The organism is Cellulomonas sp. ICMP 17802, from assembly GCF_041295535.1.
GTDB lineage: Bacteria > Actinomycetota > Actinomycetes > Actinomycetales > Cellulomonadaceae > Cellulomonas.
In genome coordinates this window covers 1-16,772 of the sequence record NZ_JBGFQZ010000044.1, presented here as the reverse complement: position 1 = coordinate 16,772, position 16,772 = coordinate 1, and the positions used below count along the sequence as shown (strand labels likewise).

The window sequence follows — 16,772 nt, the reverse complement described above, 5'->3', positions numbered from 1 at the left end:
TCCGGCCCGGTGCCGCCGGCCGCGGCCGCCGGTGCCGCCGCCGCTGCAGCGCCGAGGGGTCCGATCCCGTCGGGCCCGGTCCCGCCGTCGGACCGCAAGCCGTCGCCGCTCGACGTGTTCGAGCCCGAGGACGGCAAGCGCCGCTGGCCCAAGCGCCTCCTCATCGCGCTGGGCGTGGTGGTCGTGCTCGCCGCGGCGTACGTCGGCGCGTCCTACGCGTTCGCCGAGCGGGTGCCCCGCGGCGCGACGGTGGCCGGCGTGGACATCGGCGGGCTGTCGTCGGAGGACGCCGTCGCACGCCTGGACAGCGAGCTGTCGGACGCCACGACCAAGCCGATCGAGGTGGTGGCGAACGACGCGCAGGCGACGATCGACCCCGCCGCGGCCGGGTTGGCGTTCGACTCGCAGGCGACCGTGAACAGGCTCACGGGCGTGAACCTGGGGGAGCCGAAGCGGCTCTGGCAGCACATCGTCGGCGTCGGCGAGCAGAAGCCGGTGACGTCGGTCGACGACAAGGCGCTGAAGGCCGCGCTGGGCGACCTGGGCACGTCGCTGGCGCTGGCACCGGTGGACGGCACGATCGTGTTCGTCGACGGCACGGCGCAGTCGACCGCCGCGGTGGACGGCTGGGACCTGGACCAGAGCGGCGCGGCCGACGTGCTGAGCGCCGACTGGCTCACCGCGGCCCGGCCGATCGAGCTGCCGACGGTGACCACCGACCCGGACATCACGCAGGCGGAGACCGACGCCGCGCTGGTCGAGGCGCAGAAGGTGACGTCGGGCCCGGTGTCCGTCAACGTCACCGACCAGATCGCGATGCTCGACACGGCGACGCTGGCGGCCAACGCCGCGTTCGTGCCGACGGACGGCAACCTGGTGCTCCAGATGAACGGCGAGGGACTGTCGGCCGCGGTGCTCGAGCAGCTGCCCGACCTGCTGACCGCGTCCGCAGACGCGCACTTCGAGTTCCAGAACGACGCGCCGGTGATCGTCCCGGGCACGCCGGGGACCACCCTGGACCCGGAGGCGCTCGCCGCATCCGTCATGACGTCCGCCACGGGCAGCGACCGGACGGCGCACGTCGAGCTGGTCCAGGCCGACCCGTCGCAGTCGACCGCCGAGCTCGAGGCGCTGGGCGTCAAGGAGATCGTCTCGGAGTTCTCCACCCCGCTGACCAGCGAGCCTCGCCGCACCATCAACATCACGAACGGCGCGAGCAAGATCAGCGGCACGCTGATCCGCCCCGGCGAGACGTTCAGCCTGACGGACGCGCTCGGTCCGATCGACGCGGCGCACGGCTTCGTCGAGGCCGGCGCGATCGTGAGCGGCGAGCACACCGACGCGTGGGGCGGCGGCCTGAGCCAGATCTCGACCACCACCTACAACGCCGCGTTCCTGGCCGGCTTCGAGGACATCGAGCACCGCCCGCACAGCGAGTGGTTCGCCCGGTACCCCGAGGGTCGCGAGGCGACGATCTTCACCGGGACGCTCGACATGCGCTGGAAGAACAACACGCCCTACGGCGCGCTGGTCCAGGCGTGGGTGAGCGGCGGCCGGGTCTACGTCCGGGTGTGGAGCACCAAGTACTGGACGGTCGAGTCGATCACGAGCCCCCGCTCGGGCGTCGTCGCGCCGACCACGGTGTACTCCCAGTCGCCCACCTGCGAGGCGTCGTCGGCGGGCAACCCGGGCTTCTCCGTGACGGTCACGCGCAAGACGTACCTGAACGGCGAGCTGAAGAAGACCGAGTCGAACTCGTGGCGCTACAAGCCGCAGAACAAGATCGTCTGCGGTCCCGCGCCCACCCCGGGCGCGACGCCGTAGCTACGCGTCCGTCGGCCGGCGACGTCGGCCGACGGGCGCGGGCGGCACCAGCTTGGTGAGCACGATGTCGCGGGCGGGCACCCGCACGTCGCCCTTCCGGGTGCGCACCAGGACGCCGTCGTCGTCGACCTCGAGCAGCTCCCCGAGCACGTCGGTGTGACGGGGGACGTGCAGGTCGGGGTGCTCGGGGTGGGCCGCCGGCAGGTCGTCGCGGAGGCGGCGCACCACGACGCGCACCCCGGGCGACCAGTCGCGCCACCCGTCCGCGCTCACCTGGACCCCCGTCGTGGACAGCGCGTCGCGGGCCGGTGCATGTGAGCGATACTAGAAGCACCCCTGGCCTGTGGAGGACCGACCGTGACGTATGTGATCGCCGAGCCCTGCGTGGACGTCAAGGACAAGGCGTGCATCGAGGAATGTCCCGTGGACTGCATCTACGAGGGCAAGCGATCGCTGTACATCCACCCGGACGAGTGCGTGGACTGCGGCGCGTGCGAGCCGGTCTGCCCGGTCGAGGCCATCTACTACGAGGACGACGTCCCGGAGCAGTGGACCGAGTACTACAAGGCGAACGTCGAGTTCTTCGACGACCTCGGTTCGCCGGGCGGTGCCGCGAAGATGGGTGAGATCGACAAGGACCACCCGATCATCGCGACGCTGCCGCTGCGCGTGCACGGCGACTGACCCCGCCCCGGTGGGCCTGCTGACCGGCGCGCTGCCGGACTTTCCCTGGGACACGCTGACGCCGTTCGCCGAGCGCGCTCGTGCGTACCCGGGCGGCATCGTCGACCTGTCGGTGGGCACTCCCGTGGACCCGACCCCCGAGGTCGTCCGCGAGGCCCTGGCGTCGGCGGCGGACTCACCCGGCTACCCGACGACGCACGGCACGCCCGCGCTGCGGCAGGCCGTGGTCGACTGGTTCGCCCGCCGGCGCGGCGTCCGCGGGCTCGACCCGGCGGCCGTGCTGCCGACGGTCGGGTCCAAGGAGCTGGTCGCGTTCCTGCCGTCGCTGCTGGGCCTCGGCGCCGGCGACGTCGTCCTGCACCCGTCGGCGGCCTACCCGACGTACGACGTGGGCGCGCGGCTCGCGGGCGCGACGCCCGAGCCGACCGACGACCCCGCCGCGCGGATCCCCGGGGGCGACGTGCGGCTCGTCTGGCTCAACTCCCCGGGCAACCCCGACGGGTCGGTGCTCGGGGTCGAGCAGCTGCGCGCGGTGGTCGACGCGGCGCGCGCGTCGGCCCGGCCGGTCGTCGTCGCGTCCGACGAGTGCTACGCCGAGCTGGCCTGGGACGAGCCGTGGGCGTCGTCCGGCGTGCCGAGCATCCTCGACCCCCGCGTCACCGGCGGCGACCTCACGGGCCTGCTCGCGGTGTACTCGCTGTCCAAGCAGTCGAACCTCGCGGGCTACCGGGCGGCGTTCGTCGCGGGCGACCCCGTCCTGGTCGCGCGGCTGCTCGAGGTGCGCAAGCACGCGGGCATGATCGTGCCCGGCCCGGTGCAGGCGGCGACCACCGCGGCGCTGTCCGACGACGAGCACGTCGCCGCGCAGCGGGCCGTCTACGGGCGCCGGCGTCGGGTGCTGCGCGGGGCGTTCGAGAGCGCGGGCTACGCCGTCGACCGCTCGCACGCGGGGCTGTACCTGTGGGTGCGGCCCGAGGCCGGCGGCCAGGACAGCTGGGCCACGGTCGCGGACCTGGCGGGTCTCGGGATCCTCGTCGCGCCGGGTGCGTTCTACGGTGACGGCGAGCACGTGAGAGTGGCGCTCACGGCCTCGGACGAGCGGATCGCCGAGGCCGCGGCACGCTTGTCGGGGGCGTGAACGACCCCCTGTGATCGTGGTCACACCAGGACCAACGTCTCGTCGAGGATTGGTCACGGAACGTTCCGCGCAGGTACCGTCGATCCACGCCAACGAGGGCACGCACGCGCAAGGCCCGGCCGGCGTAGCAGGCTCAGTCGCCGACGACCGGACGCGCGGGACAACCCCGCCAGGACGGGCGTCGCAGGAGAGGAACACCATGTCGGACGTCGTCACCGCGCCGGTCCAGCTGATCGTCGACGGGCAGTCGAAAGACCTGCCGATCGTGACCGCGACCGAGGGCAACGACGGCATCGTCGTCTCCTCGCTGCTCCGCGACACCGGCATGGTCACGGTCGACCCGGGCTTCATGAACACCGCGTCCTGCGAGTCGAAGATCACCTACATCGACGGCGACGAGGGCATCCTGCGCTACCGCGGGTACCCCATCGAGCAGCTGGCCGAGCACTCCACCTTCCTCGAGGTCGCGTACCTGCTGATCCACGGCGCGCTGCCGACGCCCGCCGAGCTCGAGGCGTTCGAGGAGCGGGTCAACCGCCACACGCTGGTGCACGAGGACTTCCGCACCTTCATGGGCACGTTCCCGCGCAACGCGCACCCGATGGCGGTGATGTCGTCCGCGATCAACGCGCTGTCCACGTTCTACCCGGAGTCGCTCGACCCGTTCGACCCCGAGACGGTCGAGCTGGCCACGGTGCTGATCCTGGCCAAGACGCGGACCATCACGTCGTACGTGCACCGCGCGTCCAAGGGTGAGCCGCTGCTGTACCCGGACTACTCGCGCGGGTACGTCGAGGACTTCCTGCGCATGACCTTCGCGGTCCCGTACCAGCAGTACGACCCGGACCCCAAGGTGGTCGCGGCCCTCGACCAGCTGCTCATCCTGCACGCCGACCACGAGCAGAACTGCTCCACGTCGACCGTGCGGATCGTCGGCTCCAGCCACGCCAACCTCTACGCGTCCGTCGCGGCCGGCATCAACGCGCTGTCCGGCCCCCTGCACGGCGGCGCCAACGAGGCCGTGCTGAAGATGCTCACGGAGATCCAGGCCAACGGCGGCGACGCCACCGACTTCATGAAGCGCGTGAAGGACAAGGAGCCCGGCGTCCGCCTCATGGGGTTCGGGCACCGCGTGTACAAGAACTACGACCCCCGCGCGGCGATCGTGAAGAAGAGCGCCGACTCCGTGCTCGAGGCCCTCGGGCACAACGACGAGCTGCTCGACCTCGCGATGGGGCTCGAGGAGATCGCGCTGTCCGACGACTACTTCATCTCGCGCAAGCTCTACCCGAACGTCGACTTCTACACCGGTCTCATCTACAAGGCGATGGGCTTCTCCGACGAGATGTTCACGCCGCTCTTCGCCCTCGGCCGCATGCCCGGCTGGATCGCCCAGTGGCGCGAGATGATGACCGACCCGCAGACGAAGATCGGCCGTCCGCGGCAGATCTACACGGGGGCAACAGAGCGCGACTACGTGGAGCTCGACGCCCGCTAGCTAGCTCGCGAGGGTGATCCGCACGGACCCCGCGGGCAGCGGGTCGCCGCTGGCCGGCGCCCAGGTGGTGGTCGCCCGGTCCCAGGTCTGGTCGGCGACGTCGACGGCCGTGATCTGCAAAGGGTGCGCGACGGCCACCGCCCACTGCGCGACCGCCCAGTCGAGCCGCGCGCGGTCGGCGTCGGCCCCGAGCGTGGTGGTATCGACCACGAGCGCGCCGGTCGCGTCGGGGGCGACGGCCAGCGGCCCGAGGTCCCGCTGCACGCGGGCGGTGACGGCGTCGGCCGACGCGGCGGCGGGGTCGGCGTCGTGCAGGCGGCAGGTGAGGATCGCGGGGGACCAGCCCGAGAGGGCGGAGGCCCAGGCGCGGGCGCGGGCCTCGTGCTGGGCGTACGCCTCGGGGAAGCCGGACCGCTGGACGGCCTGCGCGGCCTCGGTGATCGGCAGGTCCTCGTAGCCGGCGATGGTGACCAGGCCGTCGTAGAACCGGCCGGTGGCGTAGACCGGGTCCTGCACCTGCGCCTCGGTGCCCCAGCCCTGCGAGGGCCGCTGCTGGAACAGGCCGAGCGAGTCGCGGTCGCCGTGCGTGACGTTGACCAGCTTGGACTCCTGCAACGCCGTGGCCAGGGCGATCGTCACGGCGCGGGCGGGCAGCCCGCGCTGGACGCCGATCGCGGCGATGAGCGCGGCGTTCTGCGCCTGGTCGGGGGACAGGGACCACTTGGTGCCGTCCACCTCCGCGACGCACCGCTCGGCGGCGGGGGGCGACGGGTGCGAGCGCGCGAGGGCGACGACGACGGCAGCCACCCCGGCCACCAGCACCACGAGCGCCAGGACGAGGGCGCACCCGGTGCGGCGGGCGCGGCGCCGGCGTCGAGCGTTCACTCGTTGGCGTGCAGCGTGGTGTTGAGCTGCACGCCCGAGCCGGCGCGCGCGACGGCCTCGACGCCGCCGGTCAGCGAGTTGCGGCGGAACAGGACGCCGTCGCGGCCGGCCAGCTCGCGGGCCTTCACCACGCGCGGGGTGTCCCCGAAGCCGACCAGCGCGACCTTGGTGCCGGCGGTGACGTAGAGCCCGGCCTCGACCACGCAGTCGTCGCCGAGGGGGATGCCGACGCCGGCGTTGGCGCCCAGCAGCGTGCGCCGACCGATCGACACCACCTCGCGCCCGCCGCCCGAGAGGGTGCCCATGATCGAGGCGCCGCCGCCGATGTCCGACCCGTCGCCGACGACGACGCCGGCCGAGACGCGGCCCTCGATCATCGAGGTGCCCAGCGTGCCGGCGTTGAAGTTGACGAAGCCCTCGTGCATGACGGTCGTGCCGGCCGCGAGGTGGGCGCCGAGGCGGACGCGGTCGGCGTCGGCGATCCGCACGCCGGAGGGGATGACGTAGTCGACCATCCGCGGGAACTTGTCGACGCCGAGCACGGTCACGGGGACCCCCGTGGTGGCGCGGAGGCGCGCGCGGGTCTGCTCGAAGCCCTCGACGGCGCACGGCCCGCGGTCGGTCCACACCACGTTGGGCAGGGCGCCGAACAGGCCGTCGAGGTTCTGGCCGTGGGGCGGCACCAGCCGGTGCGAGAGCAGGTGGAGCCGCAGGTAGGCGTCGGCGGTGCCCGCCGGCGGGGCGTCGAGGTCCGCGACCGTGAGCACGACCTCGACGCGGACCCCCCGGGCCTCGTCGACGCGCTCGGCGGCGGTGAGGTCGGCGGGTGCGGTGGCGTCGTCGGCGGGCGATCCCAGGGCCGGCGAGGGGTACCAGACGTCGAGGGTGGCGCCGTCGTCGGTCACCGTGGCCAGGCCGAAGCCCCAGGCCGTCCGTGCAGTCATGGCGACAACCCTAGGTCAACCAGCGGGCGGGCTAGGGTCGCGGCGTGAACACTCTCGACCTGCGCTCCGACGTCGTGGCCCTCACGCGCGCCCTCTGCGACCTGCCGTCGGAGAGCGGCGACGAGCGCGCGATCGCCGACGCCGTCGAGGCCGCCCTGCGGACGTTCCCGCACCTCGAGGTGCTCCGGGACGGCGACGCGGTGGTCGCCCGCACCCGGCTCGGCCGGCCGCGGCGGATCGTCGTCGCGGGCCACCTGGACACCGTGCCGATCAGCGACAACCTGCCGACGCGCCTGGTCGACGGCGTGCTGTGGGGCCGGGGCACGGTCGACATGAAGGCCGGCGTCGCCGTGCAGCTCGCGCTGGCGGCCGAGCTGACCGAGCCCACCCACGACGTCACCTGGGTGTTCTATGACCACGAGGAGGTCGCCGCGGACCTCAACGGCCTCGGGCGGCTGGTCCGCGAGCACCCCGACTGGGTGGTGGGCGACTTCGCGGTGCTGTGCGAGCCGACGAACGGCGGGCTCGAGGGCGGTTGCAACGGCACTCTGCGGGCGGAGGTGCGGCTCACGGGGGTCGCCGCCCACTCGGCGCGTGCCTGGATGGGCCGCAACGCGATCCACGCCGCGGGCGAGGTGCTCCGCCGGCTCGAGGCCTACCGCCCCGCCTCGGTCGAGGTCGACGGGCTGGTCTACCGCGAGAGCCTGAACGCCGTCCTCATCTCGGGCGGCACGGCGGCGAACGTCATCCCCGACGCGTGCGTCGTCACGGTGAACTACCGGTTCGCGCCGTCGGCGAGCGTCGAGCAAGCGACCGCACACGTGCGCGAGCTGTTCGACGGGTTCGACGTGGTGCTCACCGACGCCGCGCCGGGCGCTCGCCCGGGCCTCGACGACCCCGCCGCGCAGGAGTTCGCGCGGGTCGTCCTCGCGGTCACGGGCGGCGAGCCGGCCGCCAAGTACGGCTGGACGGACGTGGCCCGGTTCTCCGAGCTGGGGGTGCCCGCCGTCAACTTCGGCCCCGGCGACCCGCTGCTCGCGCACACGCAGGACGAGCACTGCCCGGTGGACCAGATCACCACCGCCCACGCGGCGCTGCGGGCGTGGCTCACCGCGTGAGGTGAAGGTGCGGTGTCGGGCCGAGACTCGGCCTCGACGACCGCGCGGGCGACCTAGAGTCGGCGCATGAGCGACGACGGACTGTCCGCCCCGGGGCACGGGTACCGCAAGGGCCCGGTGCTGCTGCGCGGGCAGCAGATCCCGAAGACCACCTCCGACCAGCGCCTGCTGAGCGGCCCGGGCGGGGCCGACTGGGTGCACGGCGACCCGTGGCGGGTCATGCGGATCCAGAGCGAGTTCGTGGAGGGTTTCGGCGCGCTCGCGGAGGTGGGCCCGGCGGTGAGCGTGTTCGGCTCCGCCCGCGTGCCCGCCGACCACCCGGACTACGCCACGGGCATGGAGGTCGCGCGGCTGCTGGTCGAGTCCGGCTACGCGGTCATCACCGGCGGCGGCCCGGGCATCATGGAGGCCGCCAACCGCGGGGCCCTCGAGGCCGGCGGGCTGTCGGTCGGGCTCGGGATCGAGCTGCCGTTCGAGCAGGGCATGAACGACTACGTCGAGCTCGGCGTGAACTTCCGCTACTTCTTCGCTCGCAAGACGATGTTCGTGAAGTACTCCGAGGGCTTCGTCGTCATGCCCGGCGGGTTCGGCACGTTCGACGAGCTCTTCGAGGCACTCACGCTGGTGCAGACCCACAAGGTGATCAGCTTCCCGATCGTGCTGGTCGGCCGCGACTACTGGCAGGGACTCATCGACTGGGTCGGCAGCTCCGTGCTGGAGCGCGGCATGATCTCGGCCGCCGACCTGGAGCTGCTCAAGGTCGTCGACACCGCCGAGGAGGCCGTCGAGATCGTGCTGGAGCGCGGCGCGCAGCTGCGGGCGGAGGAGGAGGCCGCCGCGGCCGAGACGGCCCGCGCGCAGCAGGCGGCCGAGGGCTCGCACCGGTGACGACGCCGCCGGCGGGCGCCGTGCTGCGGCTCGGTGGGCGCGAGCTGGGGCCCGACCGACCGGTCGTGATGGCCGTGGTCAACCGCACCCCGGACTCGTTCTACGCCCCCGCGCGGTACGACGACGCCGCGGCCGACGACGCGGTCGCGCGCGCGGTCGACGAGGGCGCCGACATCGTCGACCTGGGCGGCGTGCGGGCCGGCCGCGGTCCGCGCGTCGAGGCCGACGAGGAGATCGCGCGGGTGATTCCGCTGGTCAGGCGGGTCCGCGCGCGCTTCCCCGACCTGCTGGTCAGCGTCGACACCTGGCGGGCGGAGGTGGCCCGGGCGGCCGCCGACGAGGGTGCCGACCTGATCAACGACACCTGGGCCGGGCACGACCCCGTGCTCATGGAGGTCGCCGCCGAGCGCGGCCTCGGCATCGTCTGCTCGCACACCGGGGGCGCCCGCCCGCGCACCGACCCGTTCCGCGTGGAGTACCCCGACGGCGTGCTCGACGACGTGGTCCGCACGCTCTCAGCGGCGGCGCAGCGGGCCGTGTCGCTGGGCATCGACCCGGCGAGCGTCCTGGTGGACCCGACGCACGACTTCGGCAAGAACACGTGGCACTCGCTGGACCTGGTGCGCCGGACCGAGGCGCTCGTGGCGCTGGGCTTCCCCGTGCTGATGGCGTTCTCCCGCAAGGACTTCGTGGGGGAGACCCTCGACCTGCCCGCGGAGGAGCGGCTCGAGGGCACGCTCGCCGCGACCGCGGTCGCCGCCTGGCTGGGCGCGCGCGTGTTCCGGGCCCACGACGTGCGGGCGACCCGGCGCACGCTCGACATGGTCGCGACCATCCGCGGGGACCGCCCGCCCGCGCGGGCGGTCCGGGGGCTGGCGTGAGCGACGTGCGCGAGGTCGAGCCCTCGGCCGCGGCGGAACCGGCGGGCGTGTGGGCGTGGGCCGTGAGCCGGCCCTGGTGGGTGCAGGTGCTCGCCGTCTACGCGGCCGCGCGGCTGTTCACCACGGTCGTCTTCCTGTGGGTGGCGACCGTCCAGGGCCAGAACGCCTGGACCGGGCCGCACCCGGGCTACTTCCCGTACGTCGGGTTCATGTTCGACGGGTCCTGGTACAAGAACGTCGCCGAGAACGGCTACCCCGCCGAGCTCCCGCGCGGTGCCGACGGCCTGGTGCAGCAGAACGCGTGGGCCTTCTTCCCGCTCTTCCCGATGCTCGCGCGCGGGATCATGCAGGTCACGGGCGGTCCGTGGGAGGTCGTCGCACCCCTGCTGGCCACCGCCCTGGGTGCCGGCGCGGTGCTCGCCATCCACCGCACCGTGGTCCGCGGGGCACTCCGCGCGGTCGCCGCGCGCCCGGGCCTGCCGCTGGCGACCGTCGCCCTGGTCAGCGTGTTCCCCACCGCCGCCGTCCTGCAGACCGCCTACACCGAGGCGCTCGCCCTCCTGCTGATCGCCGCCGCCCTGCTGCTGCTGCTGCGCCGGGACTACTGGTGGATGGCCCTGGTGGTCGTGGCGCTCGGCTTCACGCGCGCCGTCGCGCTGCCCATGGCGGTGGTCGTCGTCGTGCACGCGGCGGTCCGCTGGTGGGCCGCGCGCCGCGGGACCGACACGTTCACCTGGCTCACCGGCGTCGGTCTGGCCGCGCTCGCGGCCGTGGCGGGGGCCTCCGGGTTCCTGTGGCCGGCCATCTGCGGCTGGGTGACCGGCGTGCCGGACGGGTACCTGCTGACGCAGGAGGCGTGGCGGGGCGTCCGGGAGGTGGCGCCGTTCGGCGGCTGGTTCTACGTGCCCGCCTTCTGGTTCGGCGCGTGGGCGTGGCTCGTCGTGGGCCTCGGCTTCGCCCTGGTGATCGCCGTCCTCGTGGTGCCGGCGGCCTGGCGGCTGGGCAACGAGCTGCACACGTGGGCCGCCGCGTACGTCGTCTACATCGCCGCCGTGGTCGAGCCGGGCAGCAGCCTCGCGCGCTTCCTGCTGCTCGCGTTCCCGCTCGGGGCGGTCACCGCGGGCGTCGTCACGCGACCGCCGGCCGGGCGCCGGTGGTGGTTCGGCGCGGTGGTCGTCGTCATGCTCGGGCTGCAGGTGCTGTGGGTCCGGCAGATGTGGCAGGCCAACCCCGTGGCCGACTGGCCACCGTGACGGGCGGCCCGGTGGGTTGGACATACGTCCGATCGGTGGCCTGACCGGCATCGGGACAGGTGAGGGCCTTGGGGTGAACTAGGATGGATCCCGGACAACCGGTAGACGAGGCCGACGTGGGGTGCGTGAAAACGCTCCCCACGAGCCGCGCACCGGACGCACGAGCTGAAGGAGAGGCCCCGCATGGCCGCGATGAAGCCGAGGACCGGTGACGGCCCGCTCGAGGTCACGAAGGAGGGGCGCGGCATCGTGATGCGCGTGCCGCTCGAGGGCGGTGGACGGCTGGTGGTCGAGCTCAACGCGACCGAGGCCGCGGAGCTGGGTGAGGCCCTGACGTCCGTCGTCAGCTGACGATGGCACGCACGAGCACGCGCTCACCGATCGGGCGGACGCCGCCCGCGGTGACCGTCTGGGGCGGCACGGTCGCGACGACGACCCTGCTGACCGACGGGTCGACCGACGCGGTCGCCGTCCCGGTCGCCCCCGCGCGCGCCGGCGACGACGCGCTGCGGCCGCTCGAGGGGACCGCCGAGGCCGCGGCGCGGTACGGCGTCGACCTGGCCGAGATCGGCGAGCGCGCGCGGCTGACCGGCGCGGCGGGGGAGATCTACGTCCTCCAGCTACCCCGGCCGGTGGGCTCGTCGGTGACCCTGCCCTGGGCCGACCTGCCGCCGCGGCTCGTGCTCGTCGGCGTCGGCAGCGGGCGCGGTGCCGACCTGCGTCGCGCCGGTGCGGCGCTCGCGCGCTCGTCCCGGGGGCTGCGGCGTGTGGTCACCACGCTCGGCGCCGAGGCCCACCAGGACGCCTCCGCCGCGGCGACGGCCGCCCGCCAGGTCGCGGAGGGCTACCTGCTCGCGGCCTACGTCCCGCCCACCGCGGCGTCGACGAACGGCGCCCCCACCGACGCCGCCGAGCTGGTGCTGCTCGGTCGCGACGGCTCGCGCGCCACGGCCGCCGTCGCGGAGGGGCACACCGCCGCGACCGCGACCTGGCTGGTGCGCGACCTGGCCACCACGCCGTCCAGCACCAAGAACCCGGCCTGGCTGGCCGACCAGGCCAAGCGCCTGGCGACGAAGGCCGGCCTCGAGGTCACCGTGCGCGGCACCCGCGAGCTGGCGGCCGAGGGCTTCGGCGGCATCCTCGCGGTCGGCGCCGGCTCCGCGTCGACGCCCCGGCTGGTCACGGTCTCCTACACCCCGACGACCGAGGGCGGCCGGCACGTGGTCGTCGTCGGCAAGGGCATCACGTTCGACACCGGCGGCATCTCGATCAAGCCCCGCGAGGGCATGGTCCCCATGAAGACCGACATGACCGGCGCCGCCGTCGCGCTGGCCACGGTGCTCGGCGCGGCCGCCGCGGGCGTCGCCCACCGGGTCACCGCGGTGCTGCCGCTCGCCGAGAACCACGTCGGGGGTGCCTCCTACCGGCCCGGTGACGTGCTGACGATGTGGGGCGGCACCACGGTCGAGATCGCCAACACCGACGCCGAGGGCCGCCTGGTGCTGGCCGACGCGCTCGCCTGGGCCGACGCCACCCTCGACCCCGACGTGCTCATCGACGTCGCCACCCTCACCGGCGCCGCGACCCTGGGCCTCGGCAAGCAGCACGCCGCGCTCTACTCGGCCGACGACGACCTGGTGACCGCCCTGCTCGCGGCCGCCGACGCCTCCGGCGAGCTGGCCTGGCAGATGCCGCTGGTGGAGGAGTACGAGGAGGCGGTGCGGTCCGAGGTGGCCGACCTGCGGCACGTGCCCGTCGACAAGCACATCGGCGGCGGCTCGATCACGGCGGCGCTGTTCCTGCGGCACTTCGTCGGGGACCGGCGCTGGGCGCACCTCGACATCGCCGGCCCGGCCCGCGCGACCGCGGACAAGCACGAGGTCACCGAGGGCGCGACCGGCTTCGGCGCGCGCCTGCTGCTGCGGTACCTGGACGACCTGCGCTGACGAGCCCGTCGGTGCAGGGATGAATGCATGGATGGCGGTGTCCACGCCGCCGATCCCGCATTCTTCCGCGCATCCATCGGCCTGTCCCTCGTCCTTAGGGTGAGGGGCATGGTCGAGCCGTTCGCTCCGCACACCGATCCCGCCGCGATCGAGGACCTGCGCGCACGGTTGCGCGCGACCCGCTGGCCCGATGCCCCCGAGTATGCGGGCTGGTCGCTGGGCACTGACGTCCACTACCTGCGCGACCTGGTCGCGTACTGGGCCGACGGGTTCGACTGGCCGGCGCAGGAGGCGGCGCTCAACCGGCTGCCCCGCTTCCGCGCGACGGTCGGCGGGCTCGGGATCCACTACGTGCACGCCCGCGCAGCGACCCGGGAGGGTCCCGTCCTGCCGCTGGTCCTCAGCCACGGCTGGCCCGACTCCTTCTGGCGCTACTCCAAGGTGATCCCGCTCCTGGCGGACCCGGGAGCGCACGGCGCCGACCCCGCCGACGCCTTCGACGTCGTGGTGCCCGACATCCCGGGCTACGGGTACTCCGACCGACCTACCGGCCCGTCGCCGGACAACGTCGCCGTCGCGGCCCTGTGGGCGGAGCTCATGACCGTGCTCGGGTACGAGCGGTTCGGCGCCGCGGGCGGCGACCTGGGCAGCGGGGTGAGCCGGTACCTCGGGCTGGACTTCCCCGACCGGGTGGTGGCCGTGCACCGGACGGACGGCGGCCTGCCCCGGTTCGCCGGCGACCCCGCCGACCTCGCACCCGAGGAGCGCGCGTTCCTCGCCGAGGCCGCCGCGTGGACCGCCGCCGAGGGGGCCTACGGCCACCTGCACAGCACCAAGCCGCAGACGGCGGCCGTCGGGCTCACCGACTCGCCGGCCGGGCTCGCCGCGTGGATCGTCGAGAAGCTGCGGGACTGGAGCGACTGCGGGGGCGACGTCGAGAGCCGCTTCACCAAGGACGAGATCCTCACCGACGTGACGATCTACTGGCTCACCGGCACCATCGGGTCGTCCATGCGCACCTACGCCGCGAACGCCGCGATCCCGGCCGAGCAGCACGCCCGGCGGGTCGAGGTGCCGAGCGGCTTCTCGCTGTTCGCCGGGGACGTCGTCCGGCCCCCGCGCGCGTGGCTCGAGCGCACCGCCGACGTCGTGCGGGTGACCGAGCCCGCGAGCGGCGGGCACTTCGCGCCGTTCGAGGAGCCCGAGCTCTACGCCCGCGAGCTGCGCGACTTCTTCCGCCCGTACCGTCCTACCGCTTGACCGCCACGAGCAGCCCGTCGCCGGTGGGCAGGAGGGCGGGGAGCAGGCGGTCGTCGGCACGGACGACGCGGCCGACCTCGCGGATGGTGGTGGTGGTCTCGTCGCGGCGCGCGGGGTCGGCCACGCGGTCGTGCCAGAGGGCGTTGTCCACCGCGAGCACCCCGCCGGGGCGCAGCAGCCGGACGGCCTGCTCGACGTAGCCGGGGTAGTTCTCCTTGTCGGCGTCGACGAACACGAGGTCGTAGCCGCCGTCGGTGAGGCGGGGCACCACGTCGAGCGCGCGGCCCGAGATGGTGCGCGTGCGCGTGGGCCTGACGCCCTCCTCGACGAAGGCCTCCTTGGCGGCGCGCTGGTGCTCGACCTCGAGGTCGATGGTGGTGAGCACGCCGTCCGCGGGCATGCCGCGCAGCAGGTACAGGGAGCCGACGCCGGCGCCGGTGCCGATCTCGACGACCGCACGCGCCGCGACGGCGGCCGCGAGGACGCTCAGCGCGGCGCCGGACCCGGGCAGCACGGGCGTGCACCCGAGCTGCGCGGCGCGCTCGCGGGCGCGCAGCACGATGTCGTCCTCCTGCAGGAACTCCTCGCAGTAGACCCAGCTCTGGGCCTTGTCGGTGGAGATGGCTGCCTCCTGGGGCGGGATGACGGGGTGCTGCAACGGTCGTCGGCCAGCGTAGTCGCGGGTGCTTCGTGGGCGTGGGACGCGGTGGTCTCCGCTCAGGGCGGAACTTCTCGCCCGCCGGAGGCGTTCCTAGCGTTCGAGGCTCACAGTTCCACCTGGGAGACTGGAGCACGATGGCACGCACCGAGGAGACCGACCCTGTGACCGCCCAGCCCGCGCAGCCCGCCGCCTGGCAGGCACCGTCGTGGGAGGAGATCGTGCGCGACCACTCCGCCCGGGTGTACCGGCTCGCCTACCGCCTCACCGGCAACAAGCACGACGCCGAGGACCTCACGCAGGAGACGTTCGTCCGCGTGTTCCGGTCGCTGCACTCCTACACGCCCGGCACGTTCGAGGGCTGGCTGCACCGCATCACCACCAACCTCTTCCTCGACCAGGCCCGCCGCCGGCAGCGCATCCGCATGGACGCCATGGGCGAGGACGCCGAGCGGTACGCCTCGGGCGACCAGCTGAGCGCCCCGGAGCGCGCGTTCGAGCACGGCAACCTCGACCTCGACATCCAGCGCGCGCTCGACGACCTGCCGCCCGAGTACCGCGCGGCCGTCGTGCTGTGCGACATCGAGGGCCTCTCCTACGAGGAGATCGCGGTGACCCTGGGCATCAAGCTGGGCACCGTCCGCTCCCGCATCCACCGCGCCCGCGCCCGGCTGCGCGTCTCCCTCGAGCACCGCGCCCCGGGTGCGCTCGTGCCCGCCGACGACGACACCCCGCTGAGGATGCTCGGATGAGCCACCTCGGGTCGCGGATCAGCGCGCTGGTCGACGGGCAGCTGTCGGTGGCGGACACCGAGCGCGCGCTCGCCCACGTCGCGGTCTGCCCCGAGTGCGCCGCCGAGCTGGCCGCCTCCCGCGCGGCCCGCCGGGCGCTGGCCTCCGCCGACGAGGTCGCGCCCAACCCGGACCTGACCGCGCGGCTCCTCTCGCTGGCCGGCGGCACCGAGCCGTTCGCGGGCGACCCGTTCGCGCCGCCCGTGCGGCAGTCCCGCGACGAGCTCGCCAGCTACGGCGTCGCCAGCGGCGGGCTGGGCGCCCGCGGCTGGCGGTCCGGCTCCTCCCTGCGCGGCGACGTCGGCCAGCGCCGGTCGTCCGTGCGGATCGCGGCCGGGTCGATGGCGGGCCTCGGAGCGGTCGCCGCGATGCTCTTCGTGCTGGGCGAGCGGCCCGACGTGGTGCCGACCGTGCACCCCGGGGTCGACCTCGGTCTGCTCGGCCAGGCCGTGACCACGGACCCGTCCACGCGGGGGTCGATCGACACGACCGCCTGGCCGGTCACCACGACCGAGGACGGCGCGCTCGGCGCCGAGACGACGGCCTGGCTCCGCGCGCACGACTGGTCCTTCCCGCAGCAGCTGCCCGCCGGGTGGTCCGTGACCGCGATCCGGTGGGCCGGCGACAGTGCCTCGGTGCTCGAGGTCGACGTGCTCGGCCCCGACGGGTCGTCGCTCGTCGTCACGGAGCAGCAGGGCCGGCTGGACACCACGGCCCTCGCGGGCGCCCCGACCGGCGAGGTGGGGGGCCGCGAGGTGTACGTCCTGTCCTACGAGCCGTGGCACGTGGTCTGGCAGGCGGACGCCACGGTGGTCCAGGTGGTCGGCTCGCAGCCGTCCGACGACGCCGCGACACTTGTGGGAGCCTTTCCGGGCGGCGCCTTCGACGACGGCGTCCCCGCGCGGATCACGCGGGGCTGGGACACCGTGACAGGAGCGCTCGAACGGCCATGACGACCCCCGACGACGACGCCCAGCCGGCCGCGGCACCCGCACCGGCCGTCC

Annotated in this window: 17 protein-coding genes; 13 read left to right on the top strand and 4 right to left on the bottom strand. The window is 74.1% G+C overall.

Annotation, left to right across the window (positions count from 1 at the left end; genetic code table 11):
• A partial coding sequence (locus AB5970_RS18385) for a VanW family protein (protein WP_370505395.1) occupies positions 1 to 1,824 on the top strand: 1,824 nt, incomplete at its 5' end.
• Here AB5970_RS18385 and AB5970_RS18380 read toward each other — a convergent pair.
• The gene (locus tag AB5970_RS18380; protein WP_370505394.1) at positions 1,825 to 2,097 is read right to left on the bottom strand and encodes a hypothetical protein; all 273 of its coding nucleotides are present in this window, start codon (positions 2,095 to 2,097) and stop codon (positions 1,825 to 1,827) included.
• Between the two features lie 84 nt (positions 2,098 to 2,181).
• On the opposite strand from AB5970_RS18380, the gene fdxA reads away from it, so the two are divergent.
• From fdxA to AB5970_RS18365, 3 genes are all read left to right on the top strand, one after another.
• Positions 2,182 to 2,508 (top strand): ferredoxin, encoded by a 327-nt coding sequence (gene fdxA / locus AB5970_RS18375; protein ID WP_028050935.1) that lies wholly within the window; start codon positions 2,182 to 2,184, stop codon positions 2,506 to 2,508.
• 10 nt (positions 2,509 to 2,518) lie between these two features.
• On the top strand, positions 2,519 to 3,646 hold the full coding sequence (dapC, locus tag AB5970_RS18370) for a succinyldiaminopimelate transaminase (protein WP_370505393.1): 1,128 nt from the start codon (positions 2,519 to 2,521) through the stop codon (positions 3,644 to 3,646).
• Between the two features lie 199 nt (positions 3,647 to 3,845).
• The gene (locus AB5970_RS18365; protein ID WP_370505392.1) at positions 3,846 to 5,144 is read left to right on the top strand and encodes a citrate synthase; all 1,299 of its coding nucleotides are present in this window, start codon (positions 3,846 to 3,848) and stop codon (positions 5,142 to 5,144) included.
• Here the strand turns inward: AB5970_RS18365 and AB5970_RS18360 are convergent, their stop codons facing one another.
• A complete protein-coding gene (locus AB5970_RS18360) occupies positions 5,145 to 6,029 on the bottom strand; it encodes a hypothetical protein (RefSeq protein ID WP_370505391.1) in 885 nt (294 codons plus the stop codon). It abuts the gene before it with no gap.
• Complete coding sequence (dapD, locus tag AB5970_RS18355; protein ID WP_370505390.1) at positions 6,026 to 6,973, bottom strand: 2,3,4,5-tetrahydropyridine-2,6-dicarboxylate N-succinyltransferase; 948 nt, start codon at positions 6,971 to 6,973, stop codon at positions 6,026 to 6,028. The genes AB5970_RS18360 and dapD overlap by 4 nt, the downstream gene beginning before the upstream one ends.
• A gap of 44 nt (positions 6,974 to 7,017) precedes the next feature.
• On the opposite strand from dapD, the gene dapE reads away from it, so the two are divergent.
• The 7 genes from dapE to AB5970_RS18320 all read left to right on the top strand — a co-directional run bounded on the left by dapE (position 7,018) and on the right by AB5970_RS18320 (position 14,319).
• Positions 7,018 to 8,091: a succinyl-diaminopimelate desuccinylase gene (dapE, locus tag AB5970_RS18350; protein WP_370505389.1), complete on the top strand. Its 1,074-nt coding sequence runs from the start codon at positions 7,018 to 7,020 to the stop codon at positions 8,089 to 8,091.
• Between the two features lie 66 nt (positions 8,092 to 8,157).
• Positions 8,158 to 8,979 (top strand): TIGR00730 family Rossman fold protein, encoded by an 822-nt coding sequence (locus AB5970_RS18345; RefSeq protein ID WP_370505388.1) that lies wholly within the window; start codon positions 8,158 to 8,160, stop codon positions 8,977 to 8,979.
• Positions 8,976 to 9,860 (top strand): dihydropteroate synthase, encoded by an 885-nt coding sequence (gene folP, locus AB5970_RS18340; protein WP_370505387.1) that lies wholly within the window; start codon positions 8,976 to 8,978, stop codon positions 9,858 to 9,860. Before AB5970_RS18345 ends, folP begins: the two co-directional genes overlap by 4 nt.
• Positions 9,857 to 11,113 (top strand): hypothetical protein, encoded by a 1,257-nt coding sequence (locus AB5970_RS18335; protein ID WP_370505386.1) that lies wholly within the window; start codon positions 9,857 to 9,859, stop codon positions 11,111 to 11,113. The genes folP and AB5970_RS18335 overlap by 4 nt, the downstream gene beginning before the upstream one ends.
• A 183-nt stretch (positions 11,114 to 11,296) precedes the next feature.
• A complete protein-coding gene (locus tag AB5970_RS18330) occupies positions 11,297 to 11,464 on the top strand; it encodes a DUF3117 domain-containing protein (protein WP_013772033.1) in 168 nt (55 codons plus the stop codon).
• 2 nt (positions 11,465 to 11,466) lie between these two features.
• Positions 11,467 to 13,059: a leucyl aminopeptidase family protein gene (locus AB5970_RS18325; protein ID WP_370505385.1), complete on the top strand. Its 1,593-nt coding sequence runs from the start codon at positions 11,467 to 11,469 to the stop codon at positions 13,057 to 13,059.
• A gap of 108 nt (positions 13,060 to 13,167) precedes the next feature.
• Entirely contained in the window at positions 13,168 to 14,319 is a 1,152-nt protein-coding gene (locus AB5970_RS18320) for an epoxide hydrolase family protein (protein ID WP_370505384.1), read from the top strand.
• Here the strand turns inward: AB5970_RS18320 and AB5970_RS18315 are convergent.
• A complete protein-coding gene (locus AB5970_RS18315) occupies positions 14,309 to 14,941 on the bottom strand; it encodes an O-methyltransferase (protein ID WP_370505396.1) in 633 nt (210 codons plus the stop codon). The genes AB5970_RS18320 and AB5970_RS18315 overlap by 11 nt on opposite strands.
• A gap of 173 nt (positions 14,942 to 15,114) precedes the next feature.
• Between AB5970_RS18315 and sigE the strand changes: the two genes are divergently transcribed.
• Positions 15,115 to 15,729, top strand: coding sequence for an RNA polymerase sigma factor SigE (sigE, locus tag AB5970_RS18310; RefSeq protein ID WP_370505383.1), 615 nt, complete (start codon positions 15,115 to 15,117; stop codon positions 15,727 to 15,729).
• Entirely contained in the window at positions 15,726 to 16,721 is a 996-nt protein-coding gene (locus AB5970_RS18305) for a zf-HC2 domain-containing protein (protein WP_370505382.1), read from the top strand. The genes sigE and AB5970_RS18305 overlap by 4 nt, the downstream gene beginning before the upstream one ends.
• Positions 16,722 to 16,772: the final 51 nt, after the last annotated feature.

Excerpts from the sequence above, each read along its gene's own strand:
- AB5970_RS18365 (WP_370505392.1), top strand. The coding sequence starts at position 3,846 with ATGTCGGACGTCGTCACCGCGCCGGTCCAGCTGATCGTCGACGGGCAG.
- dapD (WP_370505390.1), bottom strand. The coding sequence starts at position 6,973 with ATGACTGCACGGACGGCCTGGGGCTTCGGCCTGGCCACGGTGACCGAC.
- AB5970_RS18345 (WP_370505388.1), top strand. The coding sequence starts at position 8,158 with ATGAGCGACGACGGACTGTCCGCCCCGGGGCACGGGTACCGCAAGGGC.
- AB5970_RS18330 (WP_013772033.1), top strand. The coding sequence starts at position 11,297 with ATGGCCGCGATGAAGCCGAGGACCGGTGACGGCCCGCTCGAGGTCACG.
- AB5970_RS18325 (WP_370505385.1), top strand. The coding sequence starts at position 11,467 with ATGGCACGCACGAGCACGCGCTCACCGATCGGGCGGACGCCGCCCGCG.
- AB5970_RS18320 (WP_370505384.1), top strand. The coding sequence starts at position 13,168 with ATGGTCGAGCCGTTCGCTCCGCACACCGATCCCGCCGCGATCGAGGAC.
- sigE (WP_370505383.1), top strand. The coding sequence starts at position 15,115 with ATGGCACGCACCGAGGAGACCGACCCTGTGACCGCCCAGCCCGCGCAG.
- AB5970_RS18305 (WP_370505382.1), top strand. The coding sequence starts at position 15,726 with ATGAGCCACCTCGGGTCGCGGATCAGCGCGCTGGTCGACGGGCAGCTG.